Consider the following 12,832-nt stretch of genomic DNA (forward strand, 5'->3'; position numbering starts at 1 on the left):
AGCCGGGCTCCGGCTCCGACCTCGCCTCGCTGCAGACCCGCGCCGAGGACAAGGGCGACCACTATCTGGTCAACGGCCAGAAGATCTGGACCTCGGGCGCCAACCTCGCCGACTGGTGCTTCTGCCTGGTCCGCACCGACACCTCGAAGAAGCATGAGGGCATCTCCTTCCTGCTGATCGACATGAAGAGCCCCGGCGTCGAGGTTCGGCCGATCCTGCTGATCAACGGCGGCTCGCCCTTCTGCGAAACCTTCTTCACCGATGTGAAGGTGCCCAAGGACCAGCTGTTCGGCCCGCTGAACGGCGGCTGGACGGTGGCCAAGCGCCTGCTGCAGTTCGAGCGCGACAACATCTCGGCCGGCCTGGGCGGCGGCAATATCGGCGCGCCGACCGCGGTTATGAGCGTCGAGGATGCGGCCAAGAAGTATGTCGGCGTCGACGAGACCGGCCGGATCGCCGACCACGACCTGCGTCGCCGGATCATCGAGCACCGCATGGAGGCCCGCGCCTTCCAGCTGACCGTTCGCCGCGCCGCCGACGAGGCCAAGTCCAACGCCGGCCCCAGCGCCGCCACCTCGATCATGAAGTATGCCGGCGCCAAGGTCGCCCAGGACCGCAACGAGCTGATGATCGAGGCCTTCGGCCATCAGGGCCTGGGCTGGTCCGGCGAGGGCTATGACGAGAGCGAGCTGAATCTGGTCCGCGCCTGGCTGCGGTCCAAGGGCAATTCCATCGAGGGCGGAACCTCGGAAATCAATCTGAACGTGGTCTCCAAGCGGGTGCTGGGCCTACCTGACCCGAAGTAAGCGGACGACTCCACGAACGGCGAACTTCATGCTATAATAAATGATAACATAATGATTTTTAGGGAGAATATTCATGGCTGACTTTGGCGGCGCCGATTTGGACGGCTTCCGGGCGCAGGCGCGCGAATGGCTTGAAGCCAATTTCCCCAAGTCTCTGGCCCATGATACCGAAGCCCAGACACGGGCCATGGCCGGGGGCGCAGAGCTCACCGGCGACCTGGCGGTGTGGCGCGAGCGGATGGGCGAAAAGGGCTGGGGCGTCCCCACCTGGCCGGCTCAGTACGGCGGCGGCGGCCTTTCGGCCCAGGAAGCGCGGGTGCTGAACCAGGAAATGGCCGCCATCGGTGCCTGGAACCCGATCGGCGGCATGGGCGTGGGCATGTTCGGCCCCACCCTGCTGGAATACGGCACCGAAGAGCAGAAGAAGAAGTACATCCCCGACATCGTCACCGGGAAGGTGCGCTGGTGCCAGGGCTTCTCCGAGCCTGGCGCGGGCTCCGACCTCGCCTCGCTGTCCACCCGGGCCGAGGACAAGGGCGATCACTGGCTGGTCAACGGCCAGAAGATCTGGACCTCCGGCGGCCAGTGGGCGGACATGATCTTCTGCCTGGTGCGCACCGACACCACCAAGAAGCATGAAGGCATCTCCTTCGTGGTCTTCTCCATGCATCAGCCCGGAGTCGAGGTTCGCCCGATCCGCCTGATCGCCGGCTCCTCGCCCTTCTGCGAAACCTTCTTCACCGATGTGAAGGTGCCCAAGGAAAACCTGGTCGGCCCGCTGAACGGCGGCTGGACCGTGGCCAAGCGCCTGCTGCAGCATGAGCGCAGCGGCATGGGCGGCCGGGCCGGCGAAGGCGGCAAGCGCGAGGCCCTCGGGCTGATCGCCAAGAAGTATGTGGGCGAGGACGAGCAAGGCCGCCTGGCCGATCTCGACCTGCGCACCCGCATCGTCATGAACGACATGGACCTGAAGGCCCTCCAGCAGACCGTCAAGCGCGCGGCCCTGGAAGCCAAGGGCAATTCCGGTCCCTCGGCGACGACCTCGATCATGAAGAACGCCAACATGAAGGTGGCGCAGGACCGGGCCGAGCTGACCCTCGAATTCATGGGTCATCAGGGTCTGGGCTGGGAAGGCGAGGACTTCACCGAAGAAGAGCTGGCCGCCGTGCGCGGCTGGCTCGCCGGCAAGGCGGGCTCGATTTACGGCGGGTCCAATGAGGTGCAGAACAACATCATTTCCAAGCGCATCCTCGGCCTGCCGGACGCTGCGCCTTCGAAATGATTACAAGCTACTGATTTTAAAGGAGATATTTAATGGCTGATTTTGGCGGCTCTGATCTGGACGCCTTCCGCACGGAAGCGCGCGACTGGATCGAAGCCAACTTCCCCAAGTCCCTGAAGGGCAAGGGGGGGATGATGATGCGCGAGGAACGGTCCGAGCCGACGCCGGACATGCACGCCTGGCGCAAGGCCATGGGCGAAAAAGGTTGGGGCGTTCCCACCTGGCCGACCCAGTATGGCGGCGGCGGCCTGACCCCGGCCCACGCCCGGATCATCCAGCAGGAGCTGGGCCGCGTGGGGGCCTACAACCCCATCGGCGGCATGGGCGTCATGATGTTCGGCCCCACCCTGCTGGAATACGGCACCGAGGCCCAGAAGCAGCAGCACATCCCGCCGATCGTGAAGGGTGAACTGCAGTGGTGCCAGGGCTTCTCCGAGCCGGGCGCCGGTTCCGACCTCGCCTCGCTGCAGACCCGCGCCGAGGACAAGGGCGACCACTACATCGTCAACGGTCAGAAGATCTGGACCTCGGGCGCCCAGTGGGCCCAGTGGTGCTTCTGCCTGGTGCGCACCGACACCACGAAGAAGCATGAAGGCATTTCCTTCGTGCTCTTCCCGATGGACACGCCCGGCGTCGAAGTTCGCCCGATCCCGCTGATCGCCGGCAACTCGCCCTTCTGCGAAACCTTCCTGACCGACGTCCGCGTCGAAAAGGACCAGGTGGTCGGTCCGGTCAACGGCGGCTGGACGGTGGCCAAGCGCCTCCTGCAGCACGAGCGTTCGGGCCTGTCGGGCGCCGGCGGCGGCGGCGGCGGCGGTCGTTCGCTGGTCAAGCTGGCCAAGGACTATGTGGGCACGGACGAGGCCGGCCGCCTGGCCGACACCGACCTGCGCACCCGCGTGATCATGAACGAGATCGACGGTCGCGCCTTCCAGCTGACCGCCATGCGCGCCATGGCTGAGTCCAAGGCCAATTCCGGGCCTTCGGCGGCCACCTCGATCATGAAGAATGCGGGCACCCGCTGGATGCAGGATCGTGCCGAACTGACCATCGAGCTCATGGGCCACCAGGGCCTGGGCTGGGAAGGCGACGACTTCACCGCCGAAGAGCTGGGCGCCGTGCGCTCCTGGCTGGGTGGCAAGGCGACGACCATCTATGGCGGTTCGCAGGAGGTGCAGAACAACATCATCTCCAAGCGCATCCTCGGCCTGCCCGACCCCAAATAAGCACTCAATAGAATTTTATAGGGATTACAATAAGATGGCCGTTCTCAACGAAGAACAGACAATGCTCCGCGACGCCGCGAAGAGCTGGGTGCAGGAAAAGTCTCCCGTCACCGCCTTCCGTAAGATGCGCGATAGCGGGGTCGAGCTTGGCTACGACGCCAACGCCTGGAACGAAATGGCCGAGATGGGCTGGGCCGGGGTGATCATCCCCGAGGAATACGGCGGCTCGGACTTCGGCTACCTCTCCATGGGCCTGATCCTGGAGGAAACCGGCCGCACCCTGACCGCGTCTCCGCTGCTGGCCTCTGGCCTGGCTGCGGCCTCGGCCCTGGTGCTGGGCGGCTCCGACGCCCAGAAGTCGGAATGGCTGCCGAAGATCGCCGGCGGTGAAGTCGTCGGCGCCCTGGCGGTGGACGAAGGCGCGCACCATGCGCCGGAAAAGGTCGCCCTGAAGGCTGAAAAGTCCGGCTCGGGCTACAAGCTCTCGGGCTCCAAGTCGTTCGTGCTGGAAGGCATGGCCGCAGGCCTGCTGATCGTCTCGGCCCGCACCTCGGGCAAGCCGGGCGACACCGACGGCATCACCCTGTTCCTGGTTCCCGGCGACGCCAAGGGCGTGAACCGCAAGCGTCTGCACCTGGCCGACAGCCGCGGCGCCGCCAACATCACCTTCGACGGCGTCGAAGTGGGTGAGGACGCGGTTCTGGGCGAAGTCGACAAGGGCTATCCGCTGCTGGAGAAGACCCTCGACCGCGCCCGCGCCGGCCTCTGCGCCGAAATGCTCGGCTCGGCCGTGCAGGCCTTCGAAATCACCCTCGACTACCTCAAGGTCCGGGTGCAGTTCGGCCAGGTCATCGGCTCGTTCCAGGCCCTGCAGCATCGCGCGGCCAAGATGTTCACCGATCTCGAACTGGCCCGTTCGGCCGTCGAAGCCGCCCTTCAGGCCATCGACGCCGACACCCCGGACGTTCCGGAACTGGTCAGCTTGGCCAAGGCCAAGATGGGCGACGTCTTCCATCTGGTGTCCAACGAAATGGTCCAGATGCATGGCGGCATCGGCATGACCGACGCCCACGACGCGGGCTTCTACATGAAGCGCGCCCGTGCAGCCGAAGCGGCCTTTGGCAACCAGGGCTACCATCGCGACCGCTACGCCCGCATCCAGGGCTACTAAGACGAACGTCCCGGCCTGCGCTGGGATCGTCGGACGACAAGGACCCCCGGCCGCAAGGCCGGGGGTTTTTTCTATGGCTCAAGTCTGGCCGGCTTCGGCCTGCAGGCGGTCGATGTGCTGGCGGATGTGCGCAGCCTCGGCGGGCGTGCGGGCGAGCGCGATGGCGCGATCAAAGGCCTCGCGAGCCTCGGCCTTGCGCTCCAGCTTCAGCAGCATGGCCCCCCTCACCCCATGGAAATGGAAATAGGCGTCGAGCCGGCCGGCCAGGGGTTCGATCAGGTCCAGCGCCGCGGCGGGCCCTTCGATTTTCGACACCGCCACGGCCCGGTTCAAGGTGACCACCGGCGAGGGCATGTGATGCTCCAGGGCCTGATAGAGGCCAGCGATCTGCGGCCAGTCGGTGTCCTCGGCCCGGGGCGAGCGGGCGTGCAGGGCCGCAATGGCCGCCTGGATCTGGTAGGGGCCGGGCTGGCGGTGCCGGATGGCCTTGTCGATCAGGGCCAGGCCCTCGGCGATCATGCGGCCGTTCCAATGGGTGCGATCCTGATCCTCCATCAGGATGATCGCCCCGTCGGCGTCGAAGCGGGCCTGGGCGCGGGCGTGCTGCAGCAGCATCAGGGCGGTCAGGCCCATGATCTCGGCCTCGGCCGGGAACAGGCGCAGCAACAGCCGCCCCAGGCGGATCGCCTCGTCACAGAGACCGCTGCGCAGGGGCGCCTCGCCGCCGCTGGCGGAATAGCCCTCGTTGAACAGCAGGTAGATCATGGCCGCCACACCCGCGAGGCGCTCGGCGCGCTCGACGGCGCCCGGGGTCTCGAAGGGCGTGCCAGCCTTGGCCACCTTTGCCTTGGCGCGGGTGATCCGCTGCTCCATCGCGCTCTCGCCCACCAGGAAGGCGCGGGCGATCTCGGCGACGCTCAAGCCACAGACGATCCGCAGGGCCAGCGCGATCTGCTGGGTGGCCGGCAGGTCTGGATGACAGCAGATGAACAGCAGCCGCAGCACGTCGTCGCGGTAGTCGGCGCCGTCCAGCCGCTCCACCAGATCGGCCTCGGCGTCCTCCAGGTCGGAGATCAGCACCTCCTGCGGGAGCGGCGCCTCGCGGGCCTTGCGGCGCACCCCGTCCAGGGCGGCGTTGCGCCCGACGAAGATCAGCCAGGCGGTGGGATCCCGCGGCGGACCTTTCTCAGGCCAGTTGCGCAGGGCGCGCAGGCTCGCCTCCTGAAAGGCCTCCTCGGCGATATCCAGGTCACGGAAGTAGCGCAGCAGAGCGGCCATGGCCTGGGGCCGCGCGGCGGCCAGGGCGCCGTCGATCCAGGCCAGGTCGCTCATTGGCCCGCGTCGGCCGGCAGAACGCCTGTGTGAAACACGCCAATGGGCCGCAGCTCATAGGCCCCGCCGGGATTGGCGCGGCCAAGGTCGCGGGCGATCTCCAGCGCCTGATCGAGATCGTCGCAGTCGACGATGTAGAATCCCAGCAGCTGCTCCTTGGTCTCTGCAAACGGGCCATCCAGGACCAGCGGCGGGTCGCTGTCCTTGCGCAGGGTGGTGGCCGCCGAGGTCGGCAGCAGGCGCGCCACCGGACCCAGCCGGCCTTCCGCCGCCAGCTTCTGGTGGACCACGTCCAGCTTCTCCATGACCGCATCGTCCTGCGCCTTGGACCAGCCGCCGACGACGGCCTCGGAGTGATAGCAAAGGATGGCGTAGAGCATGGGTGCGTTTCCTGTTGATCCAAGGACGAGCGATTATGCCTTCCTCCGACAGGGCGTCAGGCGAAATTGCTGACTTTCCCCGTCGCGGGCGCCGGGCCGCCTCGCCAAGGGCCGGGATATTCGCTATCGCAGCCGCCTGGACTCTTGGGGGCAGGCTTGGATCAGAATTCGCTTATCAGCGTCATCATCCTCGGCATCATCGAGGGGATCACGGAGTTCCTCCCCGTCTCGTCCACCGGTCACATGATCCTGGCCGGCGAGCTCCTGGGCTTCAAGGGACCAGCCGAGACCACCTTCAAGATCGTCGTCCAGCTCGGGGCGATCATGGCCATCCTGGTGGTCTATGCGCAGCGGTTCTGGAACGTCGGCATCGGCGTGCTGAAGACCCGGCCCGACGACATTGCCTTTGCACGCAACATCATCCTGGCGGTGCTGCCGGCCATGGTGATCGGCGTGTTCGCCTATGACGCCATCAAGGCCATGCTGGAGTCGCCGGAGATCGTGGCGGTCTCGCTGGTGGTGGGCGGCGTCGCCATTCTGCTGATCGAGCGGTTCGCGCCCAAGGCCAGGATCATGAGCATCGAGACCCTGTCCTGGCGCAACGCCCTCTTGATCGGCCTCTTCCAGTGCATCGCCATGATCCCTGGCGTATCCCGCTCGGGCGCGACCATCATGGGCTCGCTGCTTCTGGGCGTGGAGCGCAAGACCGCCGCGGAGTTCACCTTCTTCCTGGCGGCCCCGACCATGGTGGCGGCCACGGCCTACGACCTTTACCAGTCGTGGGACCTGCTGAATTTTGAGGATTTCCTGGGCATCGCCATCGGCTTCACCATGGCCTTCCTGACCGCCCTGCTGGTGGTCAAGAGCCTGGTGGCCATCGTCGGCAGGTACGGCTTTGCCCCCTTCGCCTGGTACCGCATCGCCCTGGGTTCAGCAGCCCTGGCCTTCCTCTATCTCGCCTGAAGCCCCGCTTGGGGGCCTGAGGAGAGGCCGCCGCTGACGGCGGGCAACAAAAGCCTTGCGCCTCCGGGCTCTTTTTCTTGCTTCCGTAACGCCAATCAAGCCTAGGCTCGCCCGCGCCAGGAATTGGCTGCCGACACCTGTGGTGCGGCAAGACGTCCCAGGCATGGGTTCGTCGACCATCCGACATATCTGCTAGTCAGTCCCAGGCCGGGATTTTCGGAATCATCGGTTTCTCTTTGATCTTTGGTCTTCTCAGGTCTTGGTGTGTCGAGTCCTCGACAGTCTATCCCAAGCGGTACCGATAACGTCTGGCTTCGCCCCTGGGGCGGTATTGATTCCCCGACGCAGAGGCAGACGTTGCAGAACAGGCTATTGGCCGCGCTTCCCCCCGGTGATTTTGCGCGTCTGGCCCCGCATCTGGTCCCATTCGAGCTCGAACGCGGGCGCACGCTTCACGAACCCGGCGACCGGATCGATCATGTCTATTTTCCGTTGGCAGGCGTCGTATCGCTGATGACCCTGATGGAGAACGGCGCCGCCATCGAGTCGGCCATGATCGGGCCGGAAGGCGCCGTCGGCCTTCCCGCCGCCGTTCGTCAGAGAACGGCGATCAGCCGGGCCGTGGTCCAGAGCAAGGGCCGGGCGCTGCGCCTCAACGCCGGCATTCTCCACGAGGTCTGGAACGGCAGCCCGACCCTTCGCAGCCTGGTGGACGCCCATGGCGAAGGCCTCTACGCCAACGCCATCCAGTCGGTGGCCTGCAACGCCCTGCACTCGGTCGAGGAGCGGTTCTGTCGATGGATTCTGTCCTGCCACGACAGGGTCGAGGGCGACACCCTGGCGCTGACCCAGGAATATCTGGCTGACATGCTGGGGGTGCAGCGGACGACGGTGACCGCCGTGGCCCGCAGCCTGCAGGACAAGGGCGCCATCCGCTACCGGCGGGGCCAGGTGGACATTGTCGATCGTGGTCTGCTGGAGGCCGCAGCCTGCGAATGCTACGGCGTCGTGCGTCGCAACTATGATCGCCTGCTGCCGACCATGGACCGTCAGGTCATACCGGAAACGTCAGCTGAGCCCTGATCCCGCCGTTGGGTCCGCGCTCCAGCACGAGGTCGCCCCTCACCTGACCGGCCAGGCTCCGCGCTAGCCAGAGACCGAACCGCTCCCGACCGCCTATCGAGGCGGGATCGAAGCCCGGCCCCCCGTCGGCCACGATCAGCCGCACCAGGCCCTCTGGCGCCCGCCGAAGGCTGATGTGGATCAGCCGCGCCTCGGCGCCGATCAGGCCGTGGGTCAGGGCGTTGCCCACCAGTTCGTTGGTGATCAGGGCCAGGGTCGAGGCGGCCTGGTCGCGGACCTTGAGATCCTCCACCTCGACCACGACCTCCACCGCCTGGCCGGCCTGACGGCGGCGCCAGACCTGGGCCATTTCTTCGAGATAGCCGGCGAAGTCCACGGTGTCGCCTGCGCGGCGACGCTCCAGGGCGCCGAGGGCGCCGATGGCCTCGGCCATCCAGGTCATCTGTCGTCGGGCTTCCAGATCGGAGGTCTTCTGCCCCCGCATCCGCGCGAGCGTCGCCAGAAGCTGCAGCGTGTTGGCGGTGCGATGGCGAACCTCAGAGGCCGCCTCCACCTCCCGTTCGCCCTCATGGTCCGACATCCGACGCCCCGCCCGCTCCGTACAAGCTTTACGGCAATAAGCATGGCGACCACGGTCAAGTTTGTCGCCTGCTCGACATAGGAGGAGAATTCTGGACCCTTGCCGCAGCTCTGATCCTTTCGCCTCCAGGCGAGTTAGGCCCCGCAGACAAGCTCAGCCCCTTGGGCGTACAGGTGCGACATGAACGACAGAACGGTTGGCCGGAAGATCGCCATCATCGCCGCGGTGACCTTCGCCATCATGGTTCCGGCCCTCCAGGCCCTGACCGGATGGGGCCAGAGCGCGGCGGAATTCTCCAGCGATGGAAATCAGACGCTACGGGCGGCGGGCTACGCCTTCTCGATCTGGGGCGTGATCTATGCCGGGTTGGCGCTCTATGCCGTCTTCCAGGCCCTCCCCGGCCGCGCCGAGCCCCATCTGATGGCCGCCGTGGCCTGGCCCTCGGCGGTGGCGAGCCTGGGCTGCGGCCTATGGATCATCGCTTCGGCCGCCGATCTCGACTGGGCGACCGTGGTCGTGATCCTGATCTCGGCCGGCGCCGTCATCTGGGGGCTGATTGTCGCGAGGTCGCGGGATCTCGGGCTGGTCGGCCTGTCGCGCTATCTTGTGGTCTGGCCGCTCGGCCTGCTGGCGGGTTGGCTCACCGTGGCCTCGGCGGTGAACATTCTGACGGTTTTCACCGCGAAGGGGATCATAGGCCCAACGACCGCCCTGGCGTCGGCCCTGGTCGGCGTGGGCGTCACGACCCTTATCGCCGCCGTCGTGGCCGAGCGCATAAAGGTCCCGACCTATGGTCTGGCGGTGGCCTGGGGCCTGGCCGCCGTGGGCGTGGCGGAGTGGGCGCCAAAGCCGATGGTGGGCGGCGCGGGCTACCTTGGCGCTGGGGTGATCCTGATCCTTACCCTCTGGCTCGCCTTCCGCCGCAAACCCTTCTCGGCCTATGGCGTCGCCGATCGGTAGGCGCGCATGAAAACGCCCCCGACCTCTGCAGGTCGGGGGCGATCTCGTCTGGCTTGTGAGCCCTGATCAGACGTCGGCGCCGCCGCGGATCGGGGTCACAATCCCGGTGTCGCTGGCCCGGCGGTCACGATCGGCCGGGATCGGCTCACCGCCGATGTCGGCGGCGAAGGAACGCGGCTCCTGATAGCGCAGCCGCTCCTGAGCCACTTCATCGCGGGTGTAGGGCTGGGCGTTGGGGTCGAAGCCGCTCCAGCCGGATTGACGATAGGCCGGCCCGCGCAGCGCGGCCTCGACGCCACGCTGCTGGAGCAGGATCTGTTCGACCCGCGCCGTGTCGTCGCCCTTGGCCTTGACGCTCACCAGGGTGCCGCCGCGGCGAACGCCTTCGGCGTACACATTGGCGTCTTCTTCCGAGTGACCGGCTTCCTTGAGCGCGCCGAGCAGGCCGCCCGTGGCGCCGCCAGCTGCAGCGCCAACCGCTGCGCCGACCGCCGTCGAGGCCAGCCAGCCGGCCGCGACCACAGGGCCGAGACCCGGAATGGCCAGCATGCCGAGGCCGGCCAGCAGGCCGCCAGCGCCGCCGATCAGACCGCCGGTCGCCGCGCCCTTGCCGGCGCCGTCGGCCACGTCGTTCTCGCCATCGCCATTGCGATCGCCCAGGGGGCCAGCGTCCTTGCCGGCGGCCGGGTGCTTGTGGCCCGCATGCCAGTTGTCGGCGTTGTTGGAGATGATGCTGATGCGGTCGTGATCGACGCCCGCGCGCTCCAGGTCGTCGATCGCGGCGAGCGCCTGGGTGTGGCTGTCGAAAAGCCGGGTGATGGTCTTGGTCATTGGAACATTCTCCGTAGCTTGATGGGGGTCAGAGCGCCTGGGCGACTACTGGGTGGTGACTTCGCCGCGGTAATCCACGGACACCTGGACCGAAGCGCCGCTCTGCATGGCCGAGCCCTGCCACAGGCCCTCGGCGTTCTGGGTCAGCGCGCCAACCTCGGTGTAGCCGGCGCTTTCGATGGCGCTGCGCGCCTGGCCTTCGGTGAACGAGCTGGCGCCCGGGGTCTGGCCGGCGTCGCCCGTGGTCGGCTCGGTGTCGATGGCCTCGTTCCGCGGGGTTTCCGAGGCCGACACCATCGGACCCTCGGTCCGGTCGGCTTCGGCGGCCTGATCGTTGTTCCCGCAGGCGGCCAGCAGCGCGGCGGTGGCGGTAAGCGTCAGAATAGATTTCAACATTTGGTCAGCTCCCATTTGTGATGAAGGGAAGCCCCAAAGGCCACGGGTTGTTCCCGGGATCATTTTCGCGTCGGAAGGGAACCATTCCGCCGTTGGTTTCGCGCACGAAAAAGGGCCCGGGGTCGAGACCCCGGGCCCTCCGTCTCGGTGTTGAACCGCTTGGCTTAGCCGAACTGGTTCATGGTGTTGTGGACGCCGCCAGCCTTCAGCGCGGCTTCGCCGGCGAAGTACTCCTTGTGATCGTCACCGATGTCGGAACCCGACATGTTCTGGTGCTTCACGCAGGCGATGCCCTGGCGGATTTCTTCGCGCTGCACCTGCTTGACGTAGCCGAGCATGGCTTCGTCGCCGAAGTAGCGCTTGGCCAGGTTGTCGGTGGACAGGGCGGCCGTGTGATAGGTCGGCAGGGTGATCAGGTGGTGGAAGATGCCGGCCCGCTTGGCGCCGTCGGCCTGGAAGGTGCGGATCTTCTCGTCGGCTTCGATCGCCAGCTCCGAGGCGTCGTAGTCGATGCTCATCAGCTTGTCGCGGTCATAGGCCGAGACGTCCTTACCGGCCGCCTTGTAGGCGTCATAGACCTGCTGGCGGAAGTTCAGGGTCCAGTTGAACGACGGGCTGTTGTTGTAGACCAGCTTGGCGTTCGGGATGACTTCGCGGACCTTGTCCATCATCGAAGCGATCTGCTCGACGTGCGGCTTCTCGGTTTCGATCCAGAGCAGATCGGCGCCGTTCTGCAGCGAGGTGATGGAGTCCAGGACGCAGCGGTCGGCGCCGGTGCCTTCGCGGAACTGGAACAGGTTGGACGGCAGGCGCTTGGGACGCAGCAGCTTGCCATTGCGGCTGATGATGACGTCGCCGTTGCCGACCTGCGAGGCGTCGACCTCATCGCAGTCCAGGAAGCTGTTGTACTGGTCGCCCAGGTCGCCGGCTTCGTGGCTGACGGCGATCTGCTTGGTCAGGCCAGCGCCGAGCGAGTCGGTGCGGGTGACGATGATGCCGTCGTCCACGCCCAGCTCGAGGAAGGCGTAGCGGCAGGCGCGGATCTTCTGGATGAAGTCCTCGTGCGGGACGGTGACCTTGCCGTCCTGGTGGCCGCACTGCTTTTCGTCGGAGACCTGGTTTTCGATCTGCAGGGCGCAGGCGCCGGCTTCGATCATCTTCTTGGCCAGCAGATAGGTCGCCTCGGCGTTGCCGAAGCCCGCATCGATGTCGGCGATGATCGGAACCACGTGGGTCTGATAGTTGTCGACGGCGTCCAGAAGGGTCTTTTCCTTGGCCTTGTCGCCGGCGGCGCGGGCGGCGTCGATGTCGCGGAACATCATGCCGAGTTCGCGGGCGTCAGCCTGGCGCAGGAAGGTGTAGAGCTCTTCGATCAGGGCCGGGACCGAGGTCTTCTCGTGCATCGACTGGTCGGGCAGCGGGCCGAAGTCCGAACGCAGGGCCGCGACCATCCAGCCCGACAGGTAGAGGTAGCGACGGTCGGTGTTGCCGAAGTGCTTCTTGATGGAGATCATCTTCTGCTGGCCGATGAAGCCGTGCCAGCAGCCGAGCGACTGGGTGTACTTGGACGAGTCGGCGTCATAGGCCTCCATGTCCTTGCGCATGATCGCCGCGGTGTAGCGGGCGATGTCCAGGCCGGTCTGGAACCGGTTCTGCAGCCGCATGCGGGCCACGGATTCCGGGTTGATCCCGTCCCAGGTGCCGTTCTTGCTCTGGATGAGCTCACCCATCTTGGTGATGTGATCTTGGTAGGCCATTGCGCTTCTCCTCGAAATCCGCCGGGGATTTGAGGGCGCTCCTACAGGGGATGACGGCTGCGGCG

13 protein-coding genes are annotated in these 12,832 nt (G+C 66.4%); 7 read left to right on the forward strand and 6 right to left on the reverse strand.

Annotated features, from left to right (window positions below; all coding sequences use genetic code 11):
* The 4 genes from Q8L83_RS17625 to Q8L83_RS17640 form a co-directional block, all read left to right on the forward strand.
* Positions 1 to 806, forward strand: an 806-nt coding sequence (locus tag Q8L83_RS17625) for an acyl-CoA dehydrogenase family protein (protein ID WP_305289302.1), incomplete at its 5' end; no start/stop codon positions are given.
* Positions 807 to 879: 73 nt separating this feature from the next.
* A complete protein-coding gene (locus Q8L83_RS17630) occupies positions 880 to 2,088 on the forward strand; it encodes an acyl-CoA dehydrogenase family protein (protein WP_305289304.1) in 1,209 nt (402 codons plus the stop codon).
* Positions 2,089 to 2,120: 32 nt separating this feature from the next.
* Positions 2,121 to 3,314, forward strand: coding sequence for an acyl-CoA dehydrogenase family protein (locus tag Q8L83_RS17635; RefSeq protein WP_305289306.1), 1,194 nt, complete (start codon positions 2,121 to 2,123; stop codon positions 3,312 to 3,314).
* A 34-nt stretch (positions 3,315 to 3,348) separates the two neighbouring features.
* Positions 3,349 to 4,485 (forward strand): acyl-CoA dehydrogenase family protein, encoded by a 1,137-nt coding sequence (locus Q8L83_RS17640; protein WP_305289308.1) that lies wholly within the window; start codon positions 3,349 to 3,351, stop codon positions 4,483 to 4,485.
* Positions 4,486 to 4,563: 78 nt separating this feature from the next.
* Here the strand turns inward: Q8L83_RS17640 and Q8L83_RS17645 are convergent, their stop codons facing one another.
* Positions 4,564 to 5,817 (reverse strand): RNA polymerase sigma factor, encoded by a 1,254-nt coding sequence (locus Q8L83_RS17645; RefSeq protein ID WP_305289310.1) that lies wholly within the window; start codon positions 5,815 to 5,817, stop codon positions 4,564 to 4,566.
* Positions 5,814 to 6,197: a YciI family protein gene (locus Q8L83_RS17650; protein WP_305289311.1), complete on the reverse strand. Its 384-nt coding sequence runs from the start codon at positions 6,195 to 6,197 to the stop codon at positions 5,814 to 5,816. The genes Q8L83_RS17645 and Q8L83_RS17650 overlap by 4 nt, the downstream gene beginning before the upstream one ends.
* A gap of 156 nt (positions 6,198 to 6,353) precedes the next feature.
* Here Q8L83_RS17650 and Q8L83_RS17655 point away from each other — a divergent pair, with 156 nt between their 5' ends.
* Together Q8L83_RS17655 and Q8L83_RS17660 are read left to right on the forward strand one after the other, a co-directional pair.
* On the forward strand, positions 6,354 to 7,160 hold the full coding sequence (locus tag Q8L83_RS17655) for an undecaprenyl-diphosphate phosphatase (RefSeq protein ID WP_305289313.1): 807 nt from the start codon (positions 6,354 to 6,356) through the stop codon (positions 7,158 to 7,160).
* A gap of 471 nt (positions 7,161 to 7,631) precedes the next feature.
* Positions 7,632 to 8,243, forward strand: a complete 612-nt coding sequence (locus Q8L83_RS17660; protein ID WP_305289402.1) for a Crp/Fnr family transcriptional regulator — start codon at positions 7,632 to 7,634, stop codon at positions 8,241 to 8,243.
* Here the strand turns inward: Q8L83_RS17660 and Q8L83_RS17665 are convergent.
* Positions 8,215 to 8,823, reverse strand: a complete 609-nt coding sequence (locus Q8L83_RS17665) for a sensor histidine kinase (RefSeq protein WP_305289315.1) — start codon at positions 8,821 to 8,823, stop codon at positions 8,215 to 8,217. The genes Q8L83_RS17660 and Q8L83_RS17665 overlap by 29 nt on opposite strands.
* A gap of 180 nt (positions 8,824 to 9,003) precedes the next feature.
* Between Q8L83_RS17665 and Q8L83_RS17670 the strand changes: the two genes are divergently transcribed.
* A complete protein-coding gene (locus Q8L83_RS17670; protein WP_305289317.1) occupies positions 9,004 to 9,783 on the forward strand; it encodes a hypothetical protein in 780 nt (259 codons plus the stop codon).
* Between the two features lie 66 nt (positions 9,784 to 9,849).
* Here Q8L83_RS17670 and Q8L83_RS17675 read toward each other — a convergent pair whose 3' ends face one another.
* The 3 genes from Q8L83_RS17675 to Q8L83_RS17685 all read right to left on the reverse strand — a co-directional run bounded on the left by Q8L83_RS17675 (position 9,850) and on the right by Q8L83_RS17685 (position 12,767).
* A complete protein-coding gene (locus Q8L83_RS17675; protein ID WP_305289319.1) occupies positions 9,850 to 10,614 on the reverse strand; it encodes a hypothetical protein in 765 nt (254 codons plus the stop codon).
* A 45-nt stretch (positions 10,615 to 10,659) separates the two neighbouring features.
* Positions 10,660 to 11,010 carry a hypothetical protein gene (locus Q8L83_RS17680; RefSeq protein WP_305289320.1) on the reverse strand — a complete coding sequence of 117 codons (351 nt, stop codon included), beginning with the start codon at positions 11,008 to 11,010 and terminating at the stop codon, positions 10,660 to 10,662.
* Positions 11,011 to 11,174: 164 nt separating this feature from the next.
* Complete coding sequence (locus tag Q8L83_RS17685) at positions 11,175 to 12,767, reverse strand: isocitrate lyase (protein ID WP_305289322.1); 1,593 nt, start codon at positions 12,765 to 12,767, stop codon at positions 11,175 to 11,177.
* Positions 12,768 to 12,832: the final 65 nt, after the last annotated feature.

The sequence above is a fragment of the Phenylobacterium sp. genome (genome assembly GCF_030680185.1).
Lineage (GTDB): Bacteria > Pseudomonadota > Alphaproteobacteria > Caulobacterales > Caulobacteraceae > Phenylobacterium.

Coding starts and splice junctions, on each gene's coding strand:
- Q8L83_RS17640 (WP_305289308.1), top strand. CDS start 3,349: ATGGCCGTTCTCAACGAAGAACAGACAATGCTCCGCGACGCCGCGAAG.
- Q8L83_RS17635 (WP_305289306.1), top strand. CDS start 2,121: ATGGCTGATTTTGGCGGCTCTGATCTGGACGCCTTCCGCACGGAAGCG.
- Q8L83_RS17670 (WP_305289317.1), top strand. CDS start 9,004: ATGAACGACAGAACGGTTGGCCGGAAGATCGCCATCATCGCCGCGGTG.
- Q8L83_RS17650 (WP_305289311.1), bottom strand. CDS start 6,197: ATGCTCTACGCCATCCTTTGCTATCACTCCGAGGCCGTCGTCGGCGGC.
- Q8L83_RS17680 (WP_305289320.1), bottom strand. CDS start 11,010: ATGTTGAAATCTATTCTGACGCTTACCGCCACCGCCGCGCTGCTGGCC.
- Q8L83_RS17630 (WP_305289304.1), top strand. CDS start 880: ATGGCTGACTTTGGCGGCGCCGATTTGGACGGCTTCCGGGCGCAGGCG.
- Q8L83_RS17665 (WP_305289315.1), bottom strand. CDS start 8,823: ATGTCGGACCATGAGGGCGAACGGGAGGTGGAGGCGGCCTCTGAGGTT.
- Q8L83_RS17645 (WP_305289310.1), bottom strand. CDS start 5,817: ATGAGCGACCTGGCCTGGATCGACGGCGCCCTGGCCGCCGCGCGGCCC.
- Q8L83_RS17685 (WP_305289322.1), bottom strand. CDS start 12,767: ATGGCCTACCAAGATCACATCACCAAGATGGGTGAGCTCATCCAGAGC.
- Q8L83_RS17675 (WP_305289319.1), bottom strand. CDS start 10,614: ATGACCAAGACCATCACCCGGCTTTTCGACAGCCACACCCAGGCGCTC.